This is a genomic window from Pseudomonas sp. 37 R 15 (assembly GCF_900004865.1).
GTDB classification, from domain to species: domain Bacteria; phylum Pseudomonadota; class Gammaproteobacteria; order Pseudomonadales; family Pseudomonadaceae; genus Aquipseudomonas; species Aquipseudomonas fluorescens_AM.
On record NZ_CVTV01000012.1, the window covers coordinates 1 to 16,793 of the forward strand.

17 protein-coding genes are annotated in these 16,793 nt (G+C 61.5%); 5 read left to right on the forward strand and 12 right to left on the reverse strand.

The features are described 5' to 3' along the window. Window positions 1-37: 37 nt before the first annotated feature. Window positions 38-1,213, reverse strand: coding sequence for an integrase core domain-containing protein (locus BFQ04_RS03020; RefSeq protein ID WP_065949219.1), 1,176 nt, complete (start codon window positions 1,211-1,213; stop codon window positions 38-40). 371 nt (window positions 1,214-1,584) lie between these two features. Here BFQ04_RS03020 and BFQ04_RS03025 point away from each other — a divergent pair, with 371 nt between their 5' ends. Beyond that, on the forward strand, window positions 1,585-2,712 hold the full coding sequence (locus BFQ04_RS03025; protein WP_065949527.1) for a GGDEF domain-containing protein: 1,128 nt from the start codon (window positions 1,585-1,587) through the stop codon (window positions 2,710-2,712). On the opposite strand, the gene BFQ04_RS03030 is transcribed toward BFQ04_RS03025, so the two are convergent. Next, complete coding sequence (locus BFQ04_RS03030) at window positions 2,691-4,895, reverse strand: GAF domain-containing protein (protein ID WP_065949528.1); 2,205 nt, start codon at window positions 4,893-4,895, stop codon at window positions 2,691-2,693. The genes BFQ04_RS03025 and BFQ04_RS03030 overlap by 22 nt on opposite strands. A 151-nt stretch (window positions 4,896-5,046) precedes the next feature. Further along, the gene (locus BFQ04_RS03035; RefSeq protein ID WP_065949529.1) at window positions 5,047-5,898 is read right to left on the reverse strand and encodes a CAP domain-containing protein; all 852 of its coding nucleotides are present in this window, start codon (window positions 5,896-5,898) and stop codon (window positions 5,047-5,049) included. A gap of 176 nt (window positions 5,899-6,074) precedes the next feature. Here BFQ04_RS03035 and BFQ04_RS03040 point away from each other — a divergent pair, with 176 nt between their 5' ends. Beyond that, window positions 6,075-6,746: a GNAT family N-acetyltransferase gene (locus BFQ04_RS03040; protein ID WP_065949530.1), complete on the forward strand. Its 672-nt coding sequence runs from the start codon at window positions 6,075-6,077 to the stop codon at window positions 6,744-6,746. 139 nt (window positions 6,747-6,885) lie between these two features. On the opposite strand, the gene BFQ04_RS03045 is transcribed toward BFQ04_RS03040, so the two are convergent. After that, entirely contained in the window at window positions 6,886-7,497 is a 612-nt protein-coding gene (locus BFQ04_RS03045; protein WP_065949531.1) for a TetR/AcrR family transcriptional regulator, read from the reverse strand. A gap of 72 nt (window positions 7,498-7,569) precedes the next feature. On the opposite strand from BFQ04_RS03045, the gene BFQ04_RS03050 reads away from it, so the two are divergent. After that, complete coding sequence (locus tag BFQ04_RS03050; protein WP_065949532.1) at window positions 7,570-8,169, forward strand: NAD(P)H-dependent oxidoreductase; 600 nt, start codon at window positions 7,570-7,572, stop codon at window positions 8,167-8,169. A 1-nt stretch (window position 8,170) separates the two neighbouring features. Here the strand turns inward: BFQ04_RS03050 and BFQ04_RS03055 are convergent, their stop codons facing one another. From BFQ04_RS03055 to BFQ04_RS03065, 3 genes are all read right to left on the reverse strand, one after another. Continuing rightward, a complete protein-coding gene (locus BFQ04_RS03055) occupies window positions 8,171-8,560 on the reverse strand; it encodes a hypothetical protein (RefSeq protein ID WP_065949533.1) in 390 nt (129 codons plus the stop codon). A gap of 32 nt (window positions 8,561-8,592) precedes the next feature. Beyond that, complete coding sequence (locus BFQ04_RS03060) at window positions 8,593-9,849, reverse strand: 3-phosphoshikimate 1-carboxyvinyltransferase (RefSeq protein WP_065949534.1); 1,257 nt, start codon at window positions 9,847-9,849, stop codon at window positions 8,593-8,595. Between the two features lie 91 nt (window positions 9,850-9,940). Next, window positions 9,941-10,495, reverse strand: coding sequence for a UPF0149 family protein (locus BFQ04_RS03065; RefSeq protein ID WP_065949535.1), 555 nt, complete (start codon window positions 10,493-10,495; stop codon window positions 9,941-9,943). A gap of 161 nt (window positions 10,496-10,656) precedes the next feature. Here BFQ04_RS03065 and BFQ04_RS03070 point away from each other — a divergent pair, with 161 nt between their 5' ends. Both BFQ04_RS03070 and nudC read left to right on the forward strand, forming a co-directional pair. Next, entirely contained in the window at window positions 10,657-11,469 is an 813-nt protein-coding gene (locus BFQ04_RS03070) for a crotonase/enoyl-CoA hydratase family protein (protein WP_065949536.1), read from the forward strand. A 5-nt stretch (window positions 11,470-11,474) separates the two neighbouring features. Next, complete coding sequence (gene nudC / locus BFQ04_RS03075) at window positions 11,475-12,308, forward strand: NAD(+) diphosphatase (RefSeq protein ID WP_065949537.1); 834 nt, start codon at window positions 11,475-11,477, stop codon at window positions 12,306-12,308. On the opposite strand, the gene BFQ04_RS03080 is transcribed toward nudC, so the two are convergent. The 5 genes from BFQ04_RS03080 to BFQ04_RS03100 form a co-directional block, all read right to left on the reverse strand. Then, window positions 12,276-13,055, reverse strand: a complete 780-nt coding sequence (locus BFQ04_RS03080; RefSeq protein WP_065949538.1) for a TSUP family transporter — start codon at window positions 13,053-13,055, stop codon at window positions 12,276-12,278. The genes nudC and BFQ04_RS03080 overlap by 33 nt on opposite strands. A 118-nt stretch (window positions 13,056-13,173) precedes the next feature. Beyond that, window positions 13,174-13,890, reverse strand: coding sequence for a phosphatidylcholine synthase (pcsA, locus tag BFQ04_RS03085; protein WP_065949539.1), 717 nt, complete (start codon window positions 13,888-13,890; stop codon window positions 13,174-13,176). Between the two features lie 148 nt (window positions 13,891-14,038). Next, a complete protein-coding gene (locus BFQ04_RS03090; RefSeq protein WP_065949540.1) occupies window positions 14,039-14,959 on the reverse strand; it encodes a class I SAM-dependent methyltransferase in 921 nt (306 codons plus the stop codon). Between the two features lie 49 nt (window positions 14,960-15,008). Further along, window positions 15,009-15,497 carry a DUF1289 domain-containing protein gene (locus BFQ04_RS03095; protein WP_065949541.1) on the reverse strand — a complete coding sequence of 163 codons (489 nt, stop codon included), beginning with the start codon at window positions 15,495-15,497 and terminating at the stop codon, window positions 15,009-15,011. 150 nt (window positions 15,498-15,647) lie between these two features. Next, a partial coding sequence (locus BFQ04_RS03100) for a ribonucleotide-diphosphate reductase subunit beta (RefSeq protein WP_065949447.1) occupies window positions 15,648-16,793 on the reverse strand: 1,146 nt, incomplete at its 5' end.

Here is a 16,793-nt window from a genome sequence, read left to right on the forward strand (position 1 = left end):
TGTACGGGTCAACCACATGGGTTACAAAAAAGTGCACTCACATAGGTGACACTTTGATTGAGACATAACCGTTCTTTGCATCTCTCGCATTCACATGGCCCAAGATCACAGGACCGAAGATTACATTCCATACCCCATCACCGATCATCTCCATTCCGATGGTCTGGTGACAAAGTAGATTGCCAACATAAACCCGCATGCCTCCTCGATTGATGATTCCGCTACTGTCGGCCAGGTAACTCTCAATATGACTCGCATAGATCATTTCCGGTAGCGTCTCTGGGTACATTCGAGTTGAAGGCGTATAGCAAGCAGCAGGCGTTTTCTGGCCAAGCGCCTCATGTCCACGCTCGTAATTGTAGTGCTGCAGGAAGCGATCAAAGTGTCGCTGCTGGGCTTCCCACGCAATTGCCGACGGGTGAGGTAATGTACTTTTCAGCGTCCGGTGCATGCGCTCATGCCGCCCATTCTGATCTGGGCGACCTGGCTCGATCCTCTCAGGAATGATCCCAAGTCTCATCCACCAAATCGACAGCTGTGACAGCCCTGCACGACTGGTGCTGGCAAACGGTATCCCATTGTCAGTACGAATACGCTCTGGCAGGCCGTATTCGCGAAAAACCCTTTCGAAGGTTTGCTGGGTTTCCTTCAGATTGGTGCTGCTCATGCTCTGGCACGCCAGCAAAAACCGGCTGGCATGATCCATGATCGTCAGCGGATAACACCAAATCCCTGCTCCGGTCAGGTATTGGCCCTTGTAATCAGCGCTGAACAACTGGTTGGGATTTTCTGCCTTGCGTAAAGGCTTGGGATACACAGCCACCCGTCGGCGCAATGGCTTGGGGGTAATCAAATCAGCTGCCTTGAGAATGTTGTAAATGGTCGTCTTCGAGGGCGGATCCTGATCTGGGAAACGCTGCATGAGGCTATTCTGAATCTTTTTCGGGCCGGGGATCGTCTCGCCACTTAAGCGAAATTCAACGATTGCCTGTTTCACAGCCAAGGGCACCACGTAGGTTTGGTTGTGGCGGCAGCGGCTACGTTCATCAAGCCCACTCGGGCCCTCTGCCTCGTAACGCCTGATCCACTTATACCCAGTCTTGCGGCTGACCTCATAGTCCCGGCACAGCTGGCTAAGGCTGTGCTTCTGGGACAGGTAATCGGCAATGAACATTACTTTAAGGTCCATAGGTTTCAGCTCTTTCCAGGGCATGGTCAGATCCTCGCGAAATCGACCCTGCCAGTTAAAAACTGTTACCTATGTGCGTGAACTGATTTGTAACCCATGTGGGTGAGTCATACCGGCAAGAGCGTTTTGCTTACTTTTGCGCTTTTCAAAAGTGAGCCGCCGTCAGGGCGGAACCCTAAGTGGCCGTGACCGAAGAAACGGATATGTACTCGGTCCAATCCAGCATCCTGGTCGGCCCAGAGACCGCCATCGGGGGCAAGCCCCCTCCCACATTTCGATTGCAGTGCATCTGCTCAGAAGGGTTAAACGCTCTAGCGCGCAGGATCCTGTTGTCCGGGCTACTGGCAGGGTGCCACAATGGCGCCTCTGTCGCAGCAGCCAAACAGGCGAATCGCATGCATAGCCTTGGGCATGGGCAAGACCCGGATCGCATTATCGAAGAGCAGGTGCGAACCGACCGTTTGCATCAGCTGTTTCGCCAGTCGTTTTCGGCCATCTTTGGCAGCTACCTGGCCGCCATCATGCTCTGCTGGCTGTGCTGGGATCGCTTCGATCACCAGGTCATCGTGGTCTGGCTGGTACTGCTGGCGGGTTCTTCGCTGTTGCGCGTGCAGCTGTTCCTCGGGTGGTTCCGCTGCCCCAACAGCGAACGCACGCCCGCGCGCTGGGAGCGTCGTTACTGGCTGACCCTGATGCTGTCGGCGGGGATCTGGGGCGGCGGGGCGCTGGCGGTGATGCCGGTCGATGACCGCCTGTCCCAAGTGCTGGTCATGCTGTTTGCCGTGGGCATGTCGGTCAGCGCGGTGTCGTGCTATTCGGCTTATCGCGCTATGTCGATGGGGTCCATGGGCCTGGTGCTGTTGCCTTGTACCCTGTGGCTTTTGTTCCAGCCGTCGCCGATGCAGGTGGGCGTAGCGCTGGCGGTATTGGTGTTTTCCTCCTTTGTAGTGGGCGCCACACGCAAACTCTCCGATGCCCTGGAAAAAGCCTTTCGCCTGACGCGCCAGATGGAACGTGCTCACACCCTTTCAACCCACGCTGCGCAGACCGATGAACTGACCGGGTTGATGAACCGGCGTGCATTCTTCGAGCGTGCCCAGGCGCTGTACGCCCAGTGCCACCGCGAGCAGCAGCCGTTGTGCGCGCTGATGTTGGACCTGGATCACTTCAAAAGCATCAATGACACCTACGGTCATCAGACCGGTGATCAGGTGTTGCGCCAGATTGGCGGCGTGATCAGCGCCTCGTTTCGCCAGGTCGATGTGTCCGGTCGCCTCGGGGGCGAAGAATTCGCGATATTGCTGCCCAATACGTCGCTGGAGACCGCGCGCGGCATTGCAGAGCAATTGGTCCAGGCCATTGGCGCCCTGCGGGCCGACCCGGTGCAGGGGCTGAGCGCCAGCCTGGGGCTTGCCTCGACCCACGCCCAGCCGCTGGACCTCAATGGCTTGATGGATAGCGCCGACAAGGCGCTGTACCGGGCCAAGGCGCTGGGTCGCAATCAGGTCGCCGTGGCGGGCTGATCCTTGGTCATGGCCCTGGCCAACGCGCGCGCAACCTGTTCGGCGGAGTAGGGTTTGGCGAGGAACTCAAAGCCTTCGTAGCCACTGTCCGCCAGTTCCTCGCTGTAGCCCGACACGAGCACCACCGGCAGGTCCGCACGGCGCTGACGCATCAGCCTGGCCATGGCGACACCGGTCATCCCTGGCATCACCACGTCCGAAAAAATCGCGTCAAAGGCTTCGGCGTCTTTGCCGGCCAGTGTCAGCGCCTGTTCGGCGCTGGTCGCCCAGGTGGTCTGATAACCCAGGTCCTTGAGGATCTGGCTGGCGAAACGCCCCACCTCAAGGTTGTCTTCGACGATCAGCACATGCCGTTGGGTAGCGTCCAGCAGTGGCAGCAGCGCTGGATGTTCGGCCTGCGGCGGTGCGACTTCGCCTTCCACCTGGGGCAGGTACAGGGTGAACACCGTGCCCTGCCCGAGGGTACTGGCCACATCGATATTGCCGCCCGATTGCTTGGCAAAGCCGAAAACTTGTGACAAACCCAGCCCGGTGCCCTTGCCCACGGCCTTGGTGGTGAAGAACGGCTCGAAAATGCGCTCGAAGGTATCGCCGCCTATACCGCTGCCGGTGTCGGCCAGGGAAATGCAGAGGTGGGGCTGGCGCGACCCGGCGTCACCGCGGATGCGCGGCAGTGGCTGCTGCCCGACGACCTTGATGGTCAGGGTACCCTGGCCGTCCATCGCGTCGCGGGCATTGAGGGCAATGTTGATCAAGGCGGTTTCGAACTGGCTGGGATCGATGCGTGCAAAGCATGGCTGATCGGGCAATTGCACCTGCACTTGAATGCGTGCGCCGGTGACGCTTTCGAGCATGTCACCGATGTTGCGCACCCGTTGGCTGACATCGAACACCTGCGGATTCAGCGGCTGGCGGCGGGCAAAGGCGAGCAGTTGGCTGGTGAGCTTGCTGGCTCGCTCGACGGTATCGGACACCGCCCACATGTAACGTTGCCGGCGTTCTTCCGACAGCCCCGGCTGGCGCAGGAAATCCACGGAGGAGCGGATGATCGTCAGCAGGTTGTTGAAATCATGGGCGACGCCGCCGGTGAGCTGGCCGATGGCCTCAAGCTTTTGTGACTGGCGCAGCGCGGCTTCGGCCTGGGCGAGGGCGCGGGTGCGTTCTTCCACGCGCTGCTCAAGGGTCGCATTGAGTTCGGTATAGGCCGCCAGGCCCGCACGCACCGCGGCATCGGCGCGTACGCGTTCGATATGCGCCCAGGAACGTTCGGTGACTTCGCCCAGGAGCGCCAGGTCATAGGGGGACCAGTAGCGCGGTTGTCTGTCGTGCACGGCCATCAATGCGGTGAGGCGGCCGTCCTTGATCAGGGGCATGCAGAGGGTCGCCGTCACGCCGAGCGCCTGGAAATGCGCGGCGTCATGGGCCGGCAATTCGAGCACGTTATTGCGGATCACCAGAGGCTCGCCGGCCCGCAGGCAGGTCATCGCGCGTTCACCGAACGCGGCCAGGCTGTAACGGCCGACGATGCTCGGCGAGCCTTGCGCCGACCAGTCCCCGCGAATGGTAAAGCCGTCCTGATCGTCTTCCATGTCGGCGTAGGCACAAATCGACACCTGCAGGTGTTTGGCCAACAAGCGGGTGGTCGAATTCATGATGGCTTCCGCGTCGGTTGCAGTGGCGACGCTGCTGCCGATCGCCTCCAGCACCGCCAGGCGCCGGGCGAGAAACACCGTGGCAGTGGTTTCCGTGACGGTATCGAGCAACCCGACCACCCGACCCTGGGCATCCCGAATCGGGCTGTAGCAAAAGGTGAAATACGCTTGTTCAGGGGCCTCGCCGCGCTGGATCAACAGCGGAAAGTCTTCGATATAGGTGGCCTGACCGGCGAACGCGGTGTCGGCGATAGGGCTGATGTTATCCCAGACTTCGTGCCACACGTCGTTGAACGGGCGGCCCAGGGCATCAGGCTTGTTACCCAGGATCGGCACGAAGGCGTCGTTGTAGAGCGTGATCAGCTGCGGCCCCCAGACGATGGCCTGGGGGAAGCTGGAGGCGAAGCACAGCGCAATGGTGGTCTTCAACACGTCCGGCCAGTGTTCAAGTGGCCCCAGGGGCGAATTGGCCCAATCATGCCGACGAACCCGCTCTGCCATTTCGCTGCTGCCTTGCAGCCAATTCATCATTGGGTTCACACCTTTTTCGCTACGCGTAGTTAAGCCTTGAAGAGGTCAGACTGCCTAGCTACAGACCGGTATGACCGCAATCAGTTCAGCACGTTGCTCTCCCGGATAGCACATTGATTTTATTGCTCATTTGGCGGCTCGGCCACAGGCTTTATTGTGTGCCGAACAGCCCCGTCCAATAGATGCCCGCATCGCTTTTCGGGTCCATCGCGTAGGCCGCACCCAAATCGCGAAACTGCGGGTTCATCAGGTTGGCGCAATGACCGGGGCTGGCGAGCCAACCGTCGAGCACCTTGCGCGGCGTATCGAGGCCGGCGGCGATGTTTTCGCCGATATTTTTCCCGACATAGCCGGCCAGCTCGGCGCGGTCGCCGGGGGTACGGCCATCGTGGTCGAGGTGATCGAAAAAGTTGCCGTTGGCCATGTTGCGCGTATGGCTGTTGGCGGCGTTGGCCAGGTCGTCGTTCCACGACAGCGGCGTGGTCGCCGTGAACGCCTGGGTGCCGCACTCGCGCGGCTGGGCGCGGGCGGCGTTGATCAGGTCGAGCAGTTTGCGGCCTTCGGTCTGCCAGTCGCCCAGGCCACTGGTCAGCAGCGGGCGCGCCAGGACGATGCGCCAGTCCTGGCCGTTGTTGCTCACGCCGATATCGACGAATTGCGGGTCGAGCACCACGCGACAGAAGCTCTCACGCACCGCTTTCATGGCGGCCTCGGCGTCCTTGGGCCCGGACAGGCTGATGGCCTGCACGTTGACCATCGGGTACGCGGCCCGCGCCAGCGACTGCTGCAAATCGCCGACATTGGAGGCCGGCAGCACCAGCCGTGTATCACTGGCCAGCGGCGGCAACTCCTGGGAACCCTGGTCGCCGCAGCGCTGCACCTGGCTGCGGTACTGGTTGATCTGTTGCACCAACTGACTTTCTTCATTCGCCATCGCGCTGGCGCAGAACACCGTACTGGCGGCCAGCGTCGTAAGACCCATCATCAATGACAGAACGCGCATGGACGTTATCCTTGAGCTTGAAAGTGCCCATGATGCGCGATCCAGGGGCCTGCATGCACCCGTTGGTCCGAACTTTTTTCACTCAATTGTTGAGTGTCGGCTGTCGAGCACTCCGGCTACACGGCGCGCAACAGGTACAATTGCCACTGCCTCGACGTGAAACCCCAGGAATCTGCATGTTCAGCCTTACCCGCTACACCACGCCCTGTCCCGAACCGATCAACAGCCAGATTCTGCAGTTGGCGGTCGACAACCTCACCGACATCAGCAGCGTGGCGCTGGCGCCCAGTAACCTGCTCTATAACATCTACCAGTACGCCATCGGTTTTGAGGTGCACCTGTACCTCGAGGCGTTGGACGGCTCGAAAGGCATCCGTGTTGAGCTGGTCGTGGCGCTGCAGGATGAGACCGTCGTCGGCTTCTGCCTGTACCTGCCGGTGAAGGGCGATCCTCAAGCCTGTGGCGTGGCCTTTATGGCCGTGCACGCCGGTTCCAGGCGTCAGGGTGTGGCCCGGGCCATGCTCGATGACGTGTTGGCGCGCTATCCCCATGCCCAACTGGCGTGTTCGGTCGAGAAGGTCCCGGCATTCGAAGCCATGGGCTTCAGGGTGCGCGGCGCGCGCGGCACGCAAGTGCTGATGAATACGCGGGACTACGGCACCGATGGGCTGATGGGTGTGCTGGACGTGGCCGCTGTCTACAGCTCGCTGGAAGTGCGGCAGATCCATACCTACCTGCTGCAAAAGCACGGCAAGCGTGCCATGGTGGATGCGGAAAAGCAGCGCGATCGGCATCTGGATCAACTGACGCGCAAGGTGCGGGTGTTTGTCGATCAACGCCTGACCTAAGCTTCAAACACTGGGGATTAAAACTGTGGGAGGGGGCTTGCCCCCGATGAGGGTGTGTCAGCTGTAGATGCATTCACTGGCACTCTCTCATCGGGGGCAAGCCCCCTCCCACAATTGATTTTCCTTTATCAGATAGGCCTCATCCGGCCTCCGAGACGCCGCGCTTGACCATCGCCAGTATGGTCGCCAGCAATTCCTGCTGCGCTTCTTCGCGGCTGATCTCTGCGCTGGCGGCTGCGTGCGACAAGGCTTCGGCAGCGCCCAGCATGGCGCGCAGACCGGCCTGGGAAAGCCTGCCACCCGGCGCGAATGGCGCAAGGGCATCGCGGCATTTGTCGAGGAAGATCGCCTCGTACTTGCGCTTGAGCGCCTCCAGCTCCGGTGAACCACTCAGTGCCGCCGTCACCCCCGGAATCTCGCGACCCTGCAGCAGCACGCAATCGACATAGGACGACGCGATCACCCCTGCACGGTCTTCAAGTGTTGCACTGCTGGCATCGATGGCGTCGACAAATACCTGGTTCTGGCGCCCATCGAAATCTTCATACAGCGCCGCCAGCAAGCCTGACCGCGTGACGAAATGGTCGTAGACCACCGGTTTGGTCACCCCGGCCAGCTCGGCCAGGCGGCCCAGGGTCAGGGCATCAGTGCCTTCTTCGCGCACCAGGTGCCAAGCGGTTTCCAATAATTGACGCAGACGCTCTTCACGGGAAAGACGCCGACGCGGGGCAGGGGATTGTTTGCTTGACATGCTTATATACCAAAAGTAACTTACGGGCGTTAACTTACTAAAAGTAGCTTAAGCCCAAAAGGATGTCATGTCATGCACGCACTTATCGTTGTGGCTCATCACGACCCGCAATCCCTTACCCGCAGCGTGGCCGAGCAGGTCGGCGCCGGTTTGAGCGCCAGCGGCCACAGCTTTGAAATCGCCGATCTCGCCGCCGAAGGCTTCGACCCTCGCTACACCGCCGCCGACCACCGGGTACACCGCAGCGGTGCAACGCCGCCGACGGACGTGCTCGCCGAACAAGCACGCATCGACCGCGCCGACGCTTTGGTGGTGGTGTTCCCGATCTACTGGTGGTCCATGCCGGCGTTGCTCAAGGGCTGGATCGACCGTGTCTTCGTCAACGGCTGGGCGATCGATTACGGCCCCGATCTACCGGTGACCAAGAAGCTGCGGCACTTGAACGTGCATCTGCTGGCCCTGGGCGCTGCGGATGCAAGCGCCTTCGACCGGCACGGTTATGCCAAGGCCATGCGCACGCAGATCGATTACGGGATCTTTGACTATTGCGGCGCCCAGGTGCTGACCTCGCAGCTGCTGCTGGAGTCGGAAGGCGACAGTGCCCATGCGCATTTGCACAAGGCCAGGACGGTCGGGCAGGGGCTGTTTGAGCGTGAGACAGCAGCCGGGTGATTCAAGCGTCGCGGAACAGGTCGTGGGCGTCCAGCAAACGGTAGGCAATTTCGGGCTGCCTCTCCATGCCGCGACGAATCGCCGCCGGGATCGATTGCCGGGTCTTGCGACACAGGCCGGGCAGCTCGTCGATGACGATCTGGATCCCGCGCATGCTCTTGACCTCGGTGTGGCCCGGCGCGATATGCAGGCGGATGCCCAATTGTTCGAACATGCGCTGCTGCATATGCTCCAGGTCCTGCAGGCTTTTGAGGTTTTCCAGGCGCTCGAGCAGGCGTTTTTCTTCCTGGCGTGTCAGGTTGAGAATCCGCAGGTCGGCGCCGGGCGCCTCCAGCAAGCGTTCGCGCTCGCAGACGCAGGCACCGGGAGGGCAGGGTTGGCGAATGGTCATGTGCGTGCCCTCCCGTAGCCTGCGCCGTGGCCTTAGTAGCTGAGCGTCACGCCCAGGCTGCCCAGGGCCTTCCAGTAGCCAGGATAGGTCTTGGCCACGCAGTCCGGGTCTTGAATCCGAATGCCCGAGATTTTCAGCCCGGCCAGGGCAAAGCACATGGCGATGCGGTGGTCGGCATGGGTGTCGATCGATGCGTTGCACGACGTGCCGGCCAAGGTCGGGTCGGCAGCCACCAGCAGATCATCGCCCTCGATGGTCGCCAGGCCCGAACGGATTGCATTGAGGCCGTCATGCAGCGCCTGCACCCGGTCACATTCCTTGACGCGCAGATTGGCCAGTTCAGTGAAGCGCACCGGGCTGTTGTTGAAGGCGGCGAGCACCGCCAGGGTCGGGATGGCGTCCTGCATCTGCGAGCCCACCACCGTGGCCTGCATGTTCGGGAACTGGGCGATCACCGCCTGGGCCTTGGCGTCCGGCTGGGTGAAATCCTGGGCGGCGACGCCGATGTCGATACGGCCACCGGTCAACACTTGCGCGGCCCACAGGTAGGTGGCAGCGGAGGCGTCGGGTTCGATCAGGTAATCGTGGGCGGTGTAGCCGGTCGGGGCCACGCGCCAGGTGGTGTCGTCGACTGCCTCAACCTGGGCACCGAAGGCGCGCATGCAATCGAGCGTCAGGTCCACATAGCCACGGGCGCCGATGTCCTTGCCGGTCAATGCGACTTCAATCGGGGCTTCGCCGCACGCCGCAAGCATCAGCAGCGCCGATACATACTGGCTGGACAGCCCTCCATCGATCTCGAAACGTTTGGCCTGCACCTTGCCCACGCCGTGCACGGTCACCGGTGGGCAGCCGGTCGGGCTGTCGACCCGGATGCCGTTCTGGCCGAGGGTGGCCAGCAGTGGCCCGATCGGGCGCTTTTGCATGTAGTCGTCGCCGTCCAATATCACAGTGCCTTGCACAGTCGCCACGGCGGCGGTGAGAAAGCGCATGGCGGTGCCGGCATTGCCGAGGAACAGCGGCTGCGCCGGCCATTGCAGTTTGCCGTGGCCGGTGACGACGAAGGTGGTGTCGTCCGGCTCATCGATAGTCACGCCCATCTGCCGCAGGGCCACCGACATGTGGCGGGTGTCGTCGCTCTTCAGGGCGCCGCTCAAGCGGCTGGTGCCGTTGGCCAAGGCCGCCAGCAGCAGCGCGCGGTTGGTAATGGATTTGGAACCGGGGGGCGCGACCTTGCCATTGAGAGGAAAGTTGGGCGGTGTAACGGTCACGGTTTTTTGCGAACTCAAGGGACAAGGCTCCTGATCAGGGCGAGGTGGCAGGGAGTGGCCGACGGGGCGGACCCGAATAATCGGCCAAAGGTGCGGTGCTTGTCGAGATTTAGCGCTGGCTCAGCCAGTAATCGTGCAGCGCTCGGGCCGCCGGTTCGATTTCGCTGACCTGCTGCTGATGGGCCTGCACATCCAGGTCCGCCGGCAAGTCGAAATTATCCTGCTCGGCGCACCAGGAGATTTTCTCCAGTTGCGCGGCCAGTTCGGCGGGCAGCGCTGGCCAGTGGCCGATGGCGGCGCCACGGATATAGCCAAAGCACCATTCTTCCGCGAGGGTCACGGACTGGCCGTGGTGTTCCTTGTCATCGAACAGTGCCTTGAACTCACTGCAATCGCCGACCAGTTGCGCCGCCAGCGTATTGAAGTGGCGTACACACAGGTCCAGGAACTGCCCGGCTTCTTCCGGGCTTTCCCACTCCGGGTTCTGCCCGCCCCAGATCGCCGGGAACCACTCGGCGATATCCACCTGCGTCGGGCTGGAGACCAATGCCGTGAAATAACCGTCGAGTTCAGCCAGGTTCAGCACCGAATGGTCGTCGCCGTACTTGAGCAGGGTGTCTTCGATCAGGTCGAAATCGGCGGGGGTGAGAGGCTGGGCGTGCATGGGGCATATCCTTCAAACGTCGAACGCCGCGGTGGGGCGGCTTAAAGCGCCAAGGATGGCGCCTGGCAAGGTTTTTTGCCAGTCCCGCTTTTGGCCGATGCGCCGTTGCCTGCCCTTGTTATAGTTCAGGCCTTATCACTCGCCAGTCAGGGATCACTGCCATGTCCGAATATCAAGCTTTCGTCGTCGAACTCAACGGCAACGTTGCCCATGTGCAGATCAACCGCCCGGAAAAGATCAACGCGATGAACGCGGCGTTCTGGAGCGAAATCATCGATATCTTCCAATGGGTCGAAGACACCGATGCCGTGCGCGCGGTGGTGCTCAGTGGTGCCGGCAAGCACTTTTCCTCCGGCATCGACCTGATGATGCTGGCTTCGGTGGCCAATGAGCTGGGCAAGGATGTGGGCCGCAATGCACGCGTGCTGCGGCGCAAGATCCTTGAACTGCAAGCCTCGTTCAATGCGGTCGACAATTGCCGCAAGCCGGTGCTGGCAGCGATCCACGGCTACTGCATCGGCGGCGCCATTGACCTGATCAGCGCCTGTGACATGCGCTATGCCGCCGAGGACGCGCAGTTCTCGATCAAGGAAATCGACATCGGCATGGCCGCCGACGTCGGCACCTTGCAACGCCTGCCGCGCATCGTCGGCGACGGCATGTTGCGCGAACTGGCCTACACCGGTCGTCAGTTCGGCGCCGAAGAAGCGCGCAGTATCGGCCTGGTCAATCGTGTGTATGCCGACCCGGAAAGCCTGTTGGCGGGCGTCATGGCTATCGCCCATGAAATCGCCGCCAAGTCACCGATTGCCGTCACCGGCACCAAGGCGATGATCAGCTATATGCGCGACCACAGCATCAATGACGGCCTGGAATACGTTGCCACCTGGAACTCGGCTATGTTGCAATCCAACGACCTGCGCGTGGCCATCGCGGCCCATATGAGCAAACAGACACCCGAATTCGTGGATTGATTGATATGACCCCAGGCTGGATTACCACAACGCTGCTGGACAACGACGCCGCCGGGGGCTGGGCCGTGGCCCGCAGCCGCGACGGCTTTTTGCACGATGCCAACGGGCCGCTGTTTCCCCGGGAATGGCTCAAGCGCCAGGACCTGTCGGTATTTGCCGAACACGGCATCGGGCATCTCGATGGCGAGCCGGTGTACCTGTTGGAAATCAACGGTGCTGCCCAGGTGCCGGGCTGCAGCTGGCAAGGCCTGCGCAGTTTTATGCTGCAAGGCGATCACACCCTGTACAAAGTGCTGGGCTATGCCGCGCAGATCGGCACCTGGGCGCGTGAGCATCGCTTCTGCGGCAGTTGCGGCCAGGCCATGGTCCAGGTGCCACGGGAGCGGGCGATGTACTGCCAAGCCTGTGACTTGCGCAGCTACCCACGGATTTCGCCGAGCATGATCGTGCTGGTGACCCGTGGCGATGAAATTCTGCTGGCGCGCTCACCACGCTTTGTCAGCGGGGTCTACAGCACCCTGGCCGGCTTTGCCGAGCCGGGTGAGTCGGCTGAAGACTGCCTGATCCGCGAAGTGCGCGAGGAGGTGCAGGTGGAGGTGAAGAACCTGCAGTACATGGGCAGCCAGTGCTGGCCGTTCCCGCATTCGATGATGCTGGGCTTTCATGCCGAGTATGCCGGTGGCGACATCGTGCCCCAGGCTGACGAGATCGAAGACGCACAGTGGTTCAATATCCACGAGCTGCCGCCGTTGCCGGCGTCACGCTCGATTGCGCGTTATCTGATCGACCTTTATGTGGCCCGTCGCTTAGGCCACGCTGAACCAGTGCTGCCAGGCTAGGCGCACTGTCAGGCCGAGCACCACGGTGATGAACACCGGGCGAATGAACTTGGCGCCGCCGCTGATTGCGCTGCGTGCGCCAAAGAACGCACCGCCCATCACCGAGATGCCCATCGCCAGGCCGACGATCCAGTCCACCGAGCCGTTGATGATAAACACCGTCAGTGCCGCCGCGTTGCTGACGAAGTTCATGCTGCGCGCCACGCCGCTGGCCTTCACCAGGTCGATCGGGTGCAGCAGCATCGTGCTCACGGTCCAGAACGCGCCGGTGCCCGGCCCGGCCACGCCATCGTAGAAGCCCAGGCCGAAGCCCTGGGTGGCCTGCCATTTCTTGCGGATCGGTGCCTGCGCATCCAGCGGCGCCTTGGGCGTGCCGCCGAACAGCAGGTACACCCCGCAGGCGAACACGATCACCGGCAGCATCTTGTTCAGGGTGTCGGCGGGCAAATAGTGCGCGACCACGGCGCCGGTCAGCGCGCCGATCAACGTACCGACGATAGCGTGCACCCATTGGCGCGGGTGGAACAGCTTGCGGCGGTAGAAGGTAAAGCTGGCGGTGGCCGAGCCAAAGGTGGAACTGAGCTTATTGGTGCCCAGCACCAGGTGCGGTGGCATGCCGGCGGTGAGCAGGGCGGGCGTGGTGAGCAGGCCGCCGCCGCCGGCGATGGCGTCGATGAAACCGGCAACAAAGGCCACGACGGCGAGAATGGCGAGGGTGGTCAGGTCAACGCTGAGTTCGAAGGGCATGGGCAGGGCTTATTGTTGGCGGGGCTGCTGGGAAGGCCGCCATCTTACCCCCGGATGTACGCAGAACCAAATGTGGGAGGGGGCAAGCCCCCCCCACATTTTGATCCTGGGTGACAGGTTACCTATGGGTGCCCAGCCACTCCATCGCCGTGCGCCAGACGCAGATGCCCAGAAAGTACGCCGACATCAGCGACCATAGCCCGAACGTCCACGGGTTGGTGTTCGGATAATCCACTACCATCAGGAAGCTGCACAGCAACCAGATCGTGGTCACCGCGATGTTGATCGGCATGAAGCGCTTGACCCGGAACGGGTGCAGGAACTTCATCGGCGTCACGGTCAGCAGCGCCAGGCCGATCACGGTCAGCAGGGTGACCCAGGCATCGGGCTGGATGATGTACACACACAAGGCCACCACATTCCAGGCCGCCGGGAAGCCGACGAAATAGTTGTCCTTGCTCTTCATGTTCACGTTGCAGAAGCAGAACAGCGACGACACCAGAATCACCGACACCGCAAACAGGTGGGTAAATTCCGGCAGGTCGATATAGCGGTAGATAAACAGTGCCGGGATGAATACGTAGGTGAGGTAATCGATCACCAGGTCCAATACCGAGCCGTCAAAGCTGGGCAACACCGTACTGACGTTGACCCGTCGCGCCAGGGAACCGTCGACGCCATCGACCACCAGTGCCAGGCCCAGCCACAGCAGGCAGGCCTTGGGCGAGTTTTCCAGCAGCGCCAGGGTGGCCAGGAATGCCAATACCACGCCCGTGGCGGTGAAGCCGTGGGCGCCCCAGGCTTTGATTCTGGCTACATGCAGGGTCGATATCACGGGCGGTTCTCCAAAGGATCAAACGGGGCAGCCGACAGCGTAACGCCGTCGAGTCTGGCCGGGGAATGCAGGTATCGACCGGGAAGGCGGGGATAAGGTTCACCACCCGGCGTAGGGCCTAGCGTAGCAAGCGCAGGAAGTTTCGGCATCAACCCTGGCGAAACACCAGGGCCTTCAAGCCACTTTGCGGGTCGATATCCGGGAATTCCGGCGGGTTTTCCAGGCGTTGTACAAAGCGCAGGCCCGGTGCCTCGCGGGTGACGCCGTCGATCAGGAAGTCTTCGCCCAAGGCCGGATCGTTCATGCACGCCAGCACCGTGCCCTGGGCCGTGAGCAAGTCCGGCAGGCGACGCAGCACCCGCTGGTAGTCCTTGGTCAGCAGGAAGCTGCCTTTCTGGAAGGAGGGCGGGTCAATGATCACCAGGTCATAGGGGCCGCCGTGGGTGACTTTGGCCCAGGACTTGAACAGGTCGTGGCCCAGAAAGGTCACCTTGCTCAAGTCGTGACCATTGAGGCGATGGTTGTCGCGGCCACGGCTCAGGGCGCCTCGGGCCATGTCCAGGTTCACCACGTGCTCGGCGCCGCCTTCGATAGCGGCCACGGAAAACCCGCAGGTGTAGGCAAACAGGTTAAGCACGTGCTGGCCTTTGGCCTGCTCGCGCACCCAGTTGCGGCCGTAGCGCATGTCGAGGAACAGGCCGCTGTTTTGCTTTTTACCCAGGTCGATCAGGTAGCGCAGGCCGCCTTCGGTAATGGTCAGTTCGTCGAGGGCGTCACCGACCAGCCACTCGGTGGTGCTTTGCGGCAGGTAGCGGTGTTGCAGCGCTACGGTATGGGCGCCGAAACCGGCCCAGTCGATCTGCAACAACTGCTGCTTCAAGGCCTGCAGATGCTCGGTTTCCTTGAACAGCGCCACCAGCACCACGCCTTGCAGCCAGTCCACCGTCAGTTGCTCAAGGCCCGGCCAGCAGCGGCCACGGCCGTGGAACAGGCGCCGGGTTTCAGCGGGCGCACTGGCCAGGGCGGTGAGCAGATGGGCGTGCAGGGTAGCGAGTGCGTCTGGGGTCATCGGTGAGCGTCAGTGGTTGAGCGGGCGGCATTTTAAACACAATTGTGCGTCAGAGCGTGGCGATCAGGGCTGGGCCAAAGGTTTCGCGTAGAAAAACCGGGGCTATGTAGCGCTCGTAATGGGCCTCGGACAGCAGGAAAAACTCGCGGTCAATGGCATCGCGCAAGTCCGTGAGGGGACGCTCACGAAATTCCGGCAGCAACCCCAGACCATAGGCGTCCAGTTTTGACATCACTCGAGCACCCCGGGCAATCAGCTGGTACGCCCAGCAGTAGGGCGACTGTTGCGGCATGAAGCGAATCTTGCGGTCTTCCAGTTGCTGGCGCAGTCGCTGCGGGTCGAAGACTTCCAGCTTGCTGCTCATCACCTGCACCAGTAACTGTTCCAGGCGCAGCCACACCGCGTGCTTTTCCTCGGCGCTATAGCCATTCCACTGGATCACTTCATGGTGATAACGCTTGCAGCCCCGGCAGACCAGGTCACCGTAGACGGTGGAACACAGGCCTATGCAGGGCGTTTTGATGGTTTGATTGGGCATAAAAGGCAATTTGCGAAGTTTATGGAACACCGCGTTCCCGATGTGGGAGGGGGCTTGCTGCCGATAGCAGTCGTTCAGTTATCGTACCTGTGACTGATACACCGCTATCGCGAGCAAGCCCCCTCCCACATGTTGGAGCTGTGCTGTTGATCAATCCCAGCTCAGCGCGCCGCCAGTCTGGTACTCGATCACACGGGTTTCGAAGAAATTCTTCTCTTTCTTCAAGTCCATGATCTCGCTCATCCACGGGAACGGGTTGGTCGTGCCTGGGTACTCTTCCTTCAAGCCAATCTGCGACAAACGACGGTTCGCGATGAACTTCAGATAGTCCTCCATCATCGCCGCATTCATGCCGAGAACACCGCGAGGCATGGTGTCCCGCGCATATTCAATCTCCAGCTGCGTCCCCTGCAGGATCATCTGCGTTGCTTCTTCCTTCATCTCGGCATCCCACAAGTGCGGGTTTTCGATTTTGATCTGGTTGATCACGTCGATACCGAAGTTCAGGTGCATCGATTCATCGCGCAGGATGTACTGGAACTGCTCGGCGACGCCGGTCATTTTGTTGCGGCGGCCCATGGACAGGATCTGGGTGAAGCCGCAGTAGAAGAAGATGCCTTCCAGGACGCAGTAGTAGGCGACCAGGTTGCGCAGCAATTCTTTGTCGGTGTCGACGGTGCCGGTTTCGAACTTCGGATCGGAGATCGAACGGGTGTACTTCAGGCCCCAGGCGGCTTTTTTCGCGACCGATGGAATCTCGTGGTACATGTTGAAGATCTCGCCTTCATCCATGGCCAACGATTCGATGCAGTACTGGTAGGCGTGGGTGTGGATCGCTTCTTCGAAGGCCTGGCGCAGGATGTACTGGCGGCACTCGGGGTTGGTGATCAGGCGGTACACGGCCAGCACCAGGTTGTTGGCGACCAGGGAGTCGGCGGTGGAGAAGAAGCCGAGGTTGCGCATGACGATGCGACGTTCGTCGTCGGTCAGGCCTTCGGGGTTTTTCCACAGGGCGATGTCGGCGGTCATGTTGACCTCTTGCGGCATCCAGTGGTTGGCGCAGCCGTCGAGATACTTTTGCCAGGCCCAGTCGTACTTGAAGGGCACGAGTTGGTTGAGGTCGGCGCGGCAGTTGATCATGCGCTTTTCGTCGACGGCGACGCGGGCGGAGGCGCCTTCGAGTTCGGCGAGGCCTTCGGCGACGTCGAGTTTGTCCAGTTCGGCCTTGGCGCGCGCGATGGCAGCGGAGTCATTGGCGGTGACGGCGCGCGCTTCGATGGCGGCGGCAGCGCCGGC

Excerpts from the sequence above, each read along its gene's own strand:
- BFQ04_RS03020 (WP_065949219.1), bottom strand. The coding sequence starts at position 1,213 with ATGCCCTGGAAAGAGCTGAAACCTATGGACCTTAAAGTAATGTTCATT.
- BFQ04_RS03025 (WP_065949527.1), top strand. The coding sequence starts at position 1,585 with ATGCATAGCCTTGGGCATGGGCAAGACCCGGATCGCATTATCGAAGAG.
- BFQ04_RS03030 (WP_065949528.1), bottom strand. The coding sequence starts at position 4,895 with ATGATGAATTGGCTGCAAGGCAGCAGCGAAATGGCAGAGCGGGTTCGT.
- BFQ04_RS03035 (WP_065949529.1), bottom strand. The coding sequence starts at position 5,898 with ATGCGCGTTCTGTCATTGATGATGGGTCTTACGACGCTGGCCGCCAGT.
- BFQ04_RS03040 (WP_065949530.1), top strand. The coding sequence starts at position 6,075 with ATGTTCAGCCTTACCCGCTACACCACGCCCTGTCCCGAACCGATCAAC.
- BFQ04_RS03045 (WP_065949531.1), bottom strand. The coding sequence starts at position 7,497 with ATGTCAAGCAAACAATCCCCTGCCCCGCGTCGGCGTCTTTCCCGTGAA.
- BFQ04_RS03050 (WP_065949532.1), top strand. The coding sequence starts at position 7,570 with ATGCACGCACTTATCGTTGTGGCTCATCACGACCCGCAATCCCTTACC.
- BFQ04_RS03055 (WP_065949533.1), bottom strand. The coding sequence starts at position 8,560 with ATGACCATTCGCCAACCCTGCCCTCCCGGTGCCTGCGTCTGCGAGCGC.
- BFQ04_RS03065 (WP_065949535.1), bottom strand. The coding sequence starts at position 10,495 with ATGCACGCCCAGCCTCTCACCCCCGCCGATTTCGACCTGATCGAAGAC.
- BFQ04_RS03070 (WP_065949536.1), top strand. The coding sequence starts at position 10,657 with ATGTCCGAATATCAAGCTTTCGTCGTCGAACTCAACGGCAACGTTGCC.
- nudC (WP_065949537.1), top strand. The coding sequence starts at position 11,475 with ATGACCCCAGGCTGGATTACCACAACGCTGCTGGACAACGACGCCGCC.
- BFQ04_RS03080 (WP_065949538.1), bottom strand. The coding sequence starts at position 13,055 with ATGCCCTTCGAACTCAGCGTTGACCTGACCACCCTCGCCATTCTCGCC.
- BFQ04_RS03090 (WP_065949540.1), bottom strand. The coding sequence starts at position 14,959 with ATGACCCCAGACGCACTCGCTACCCTGCACGCCCATCTGCTCACCGCC.
- BFQ04_RS03095 (WP_065949541.1), bottom strand. The coding sequence starts at position 15,497 with ATGCCCAATCAAACCATCAAAACGCCCTGCATAGGCCTGTGTTCCACC.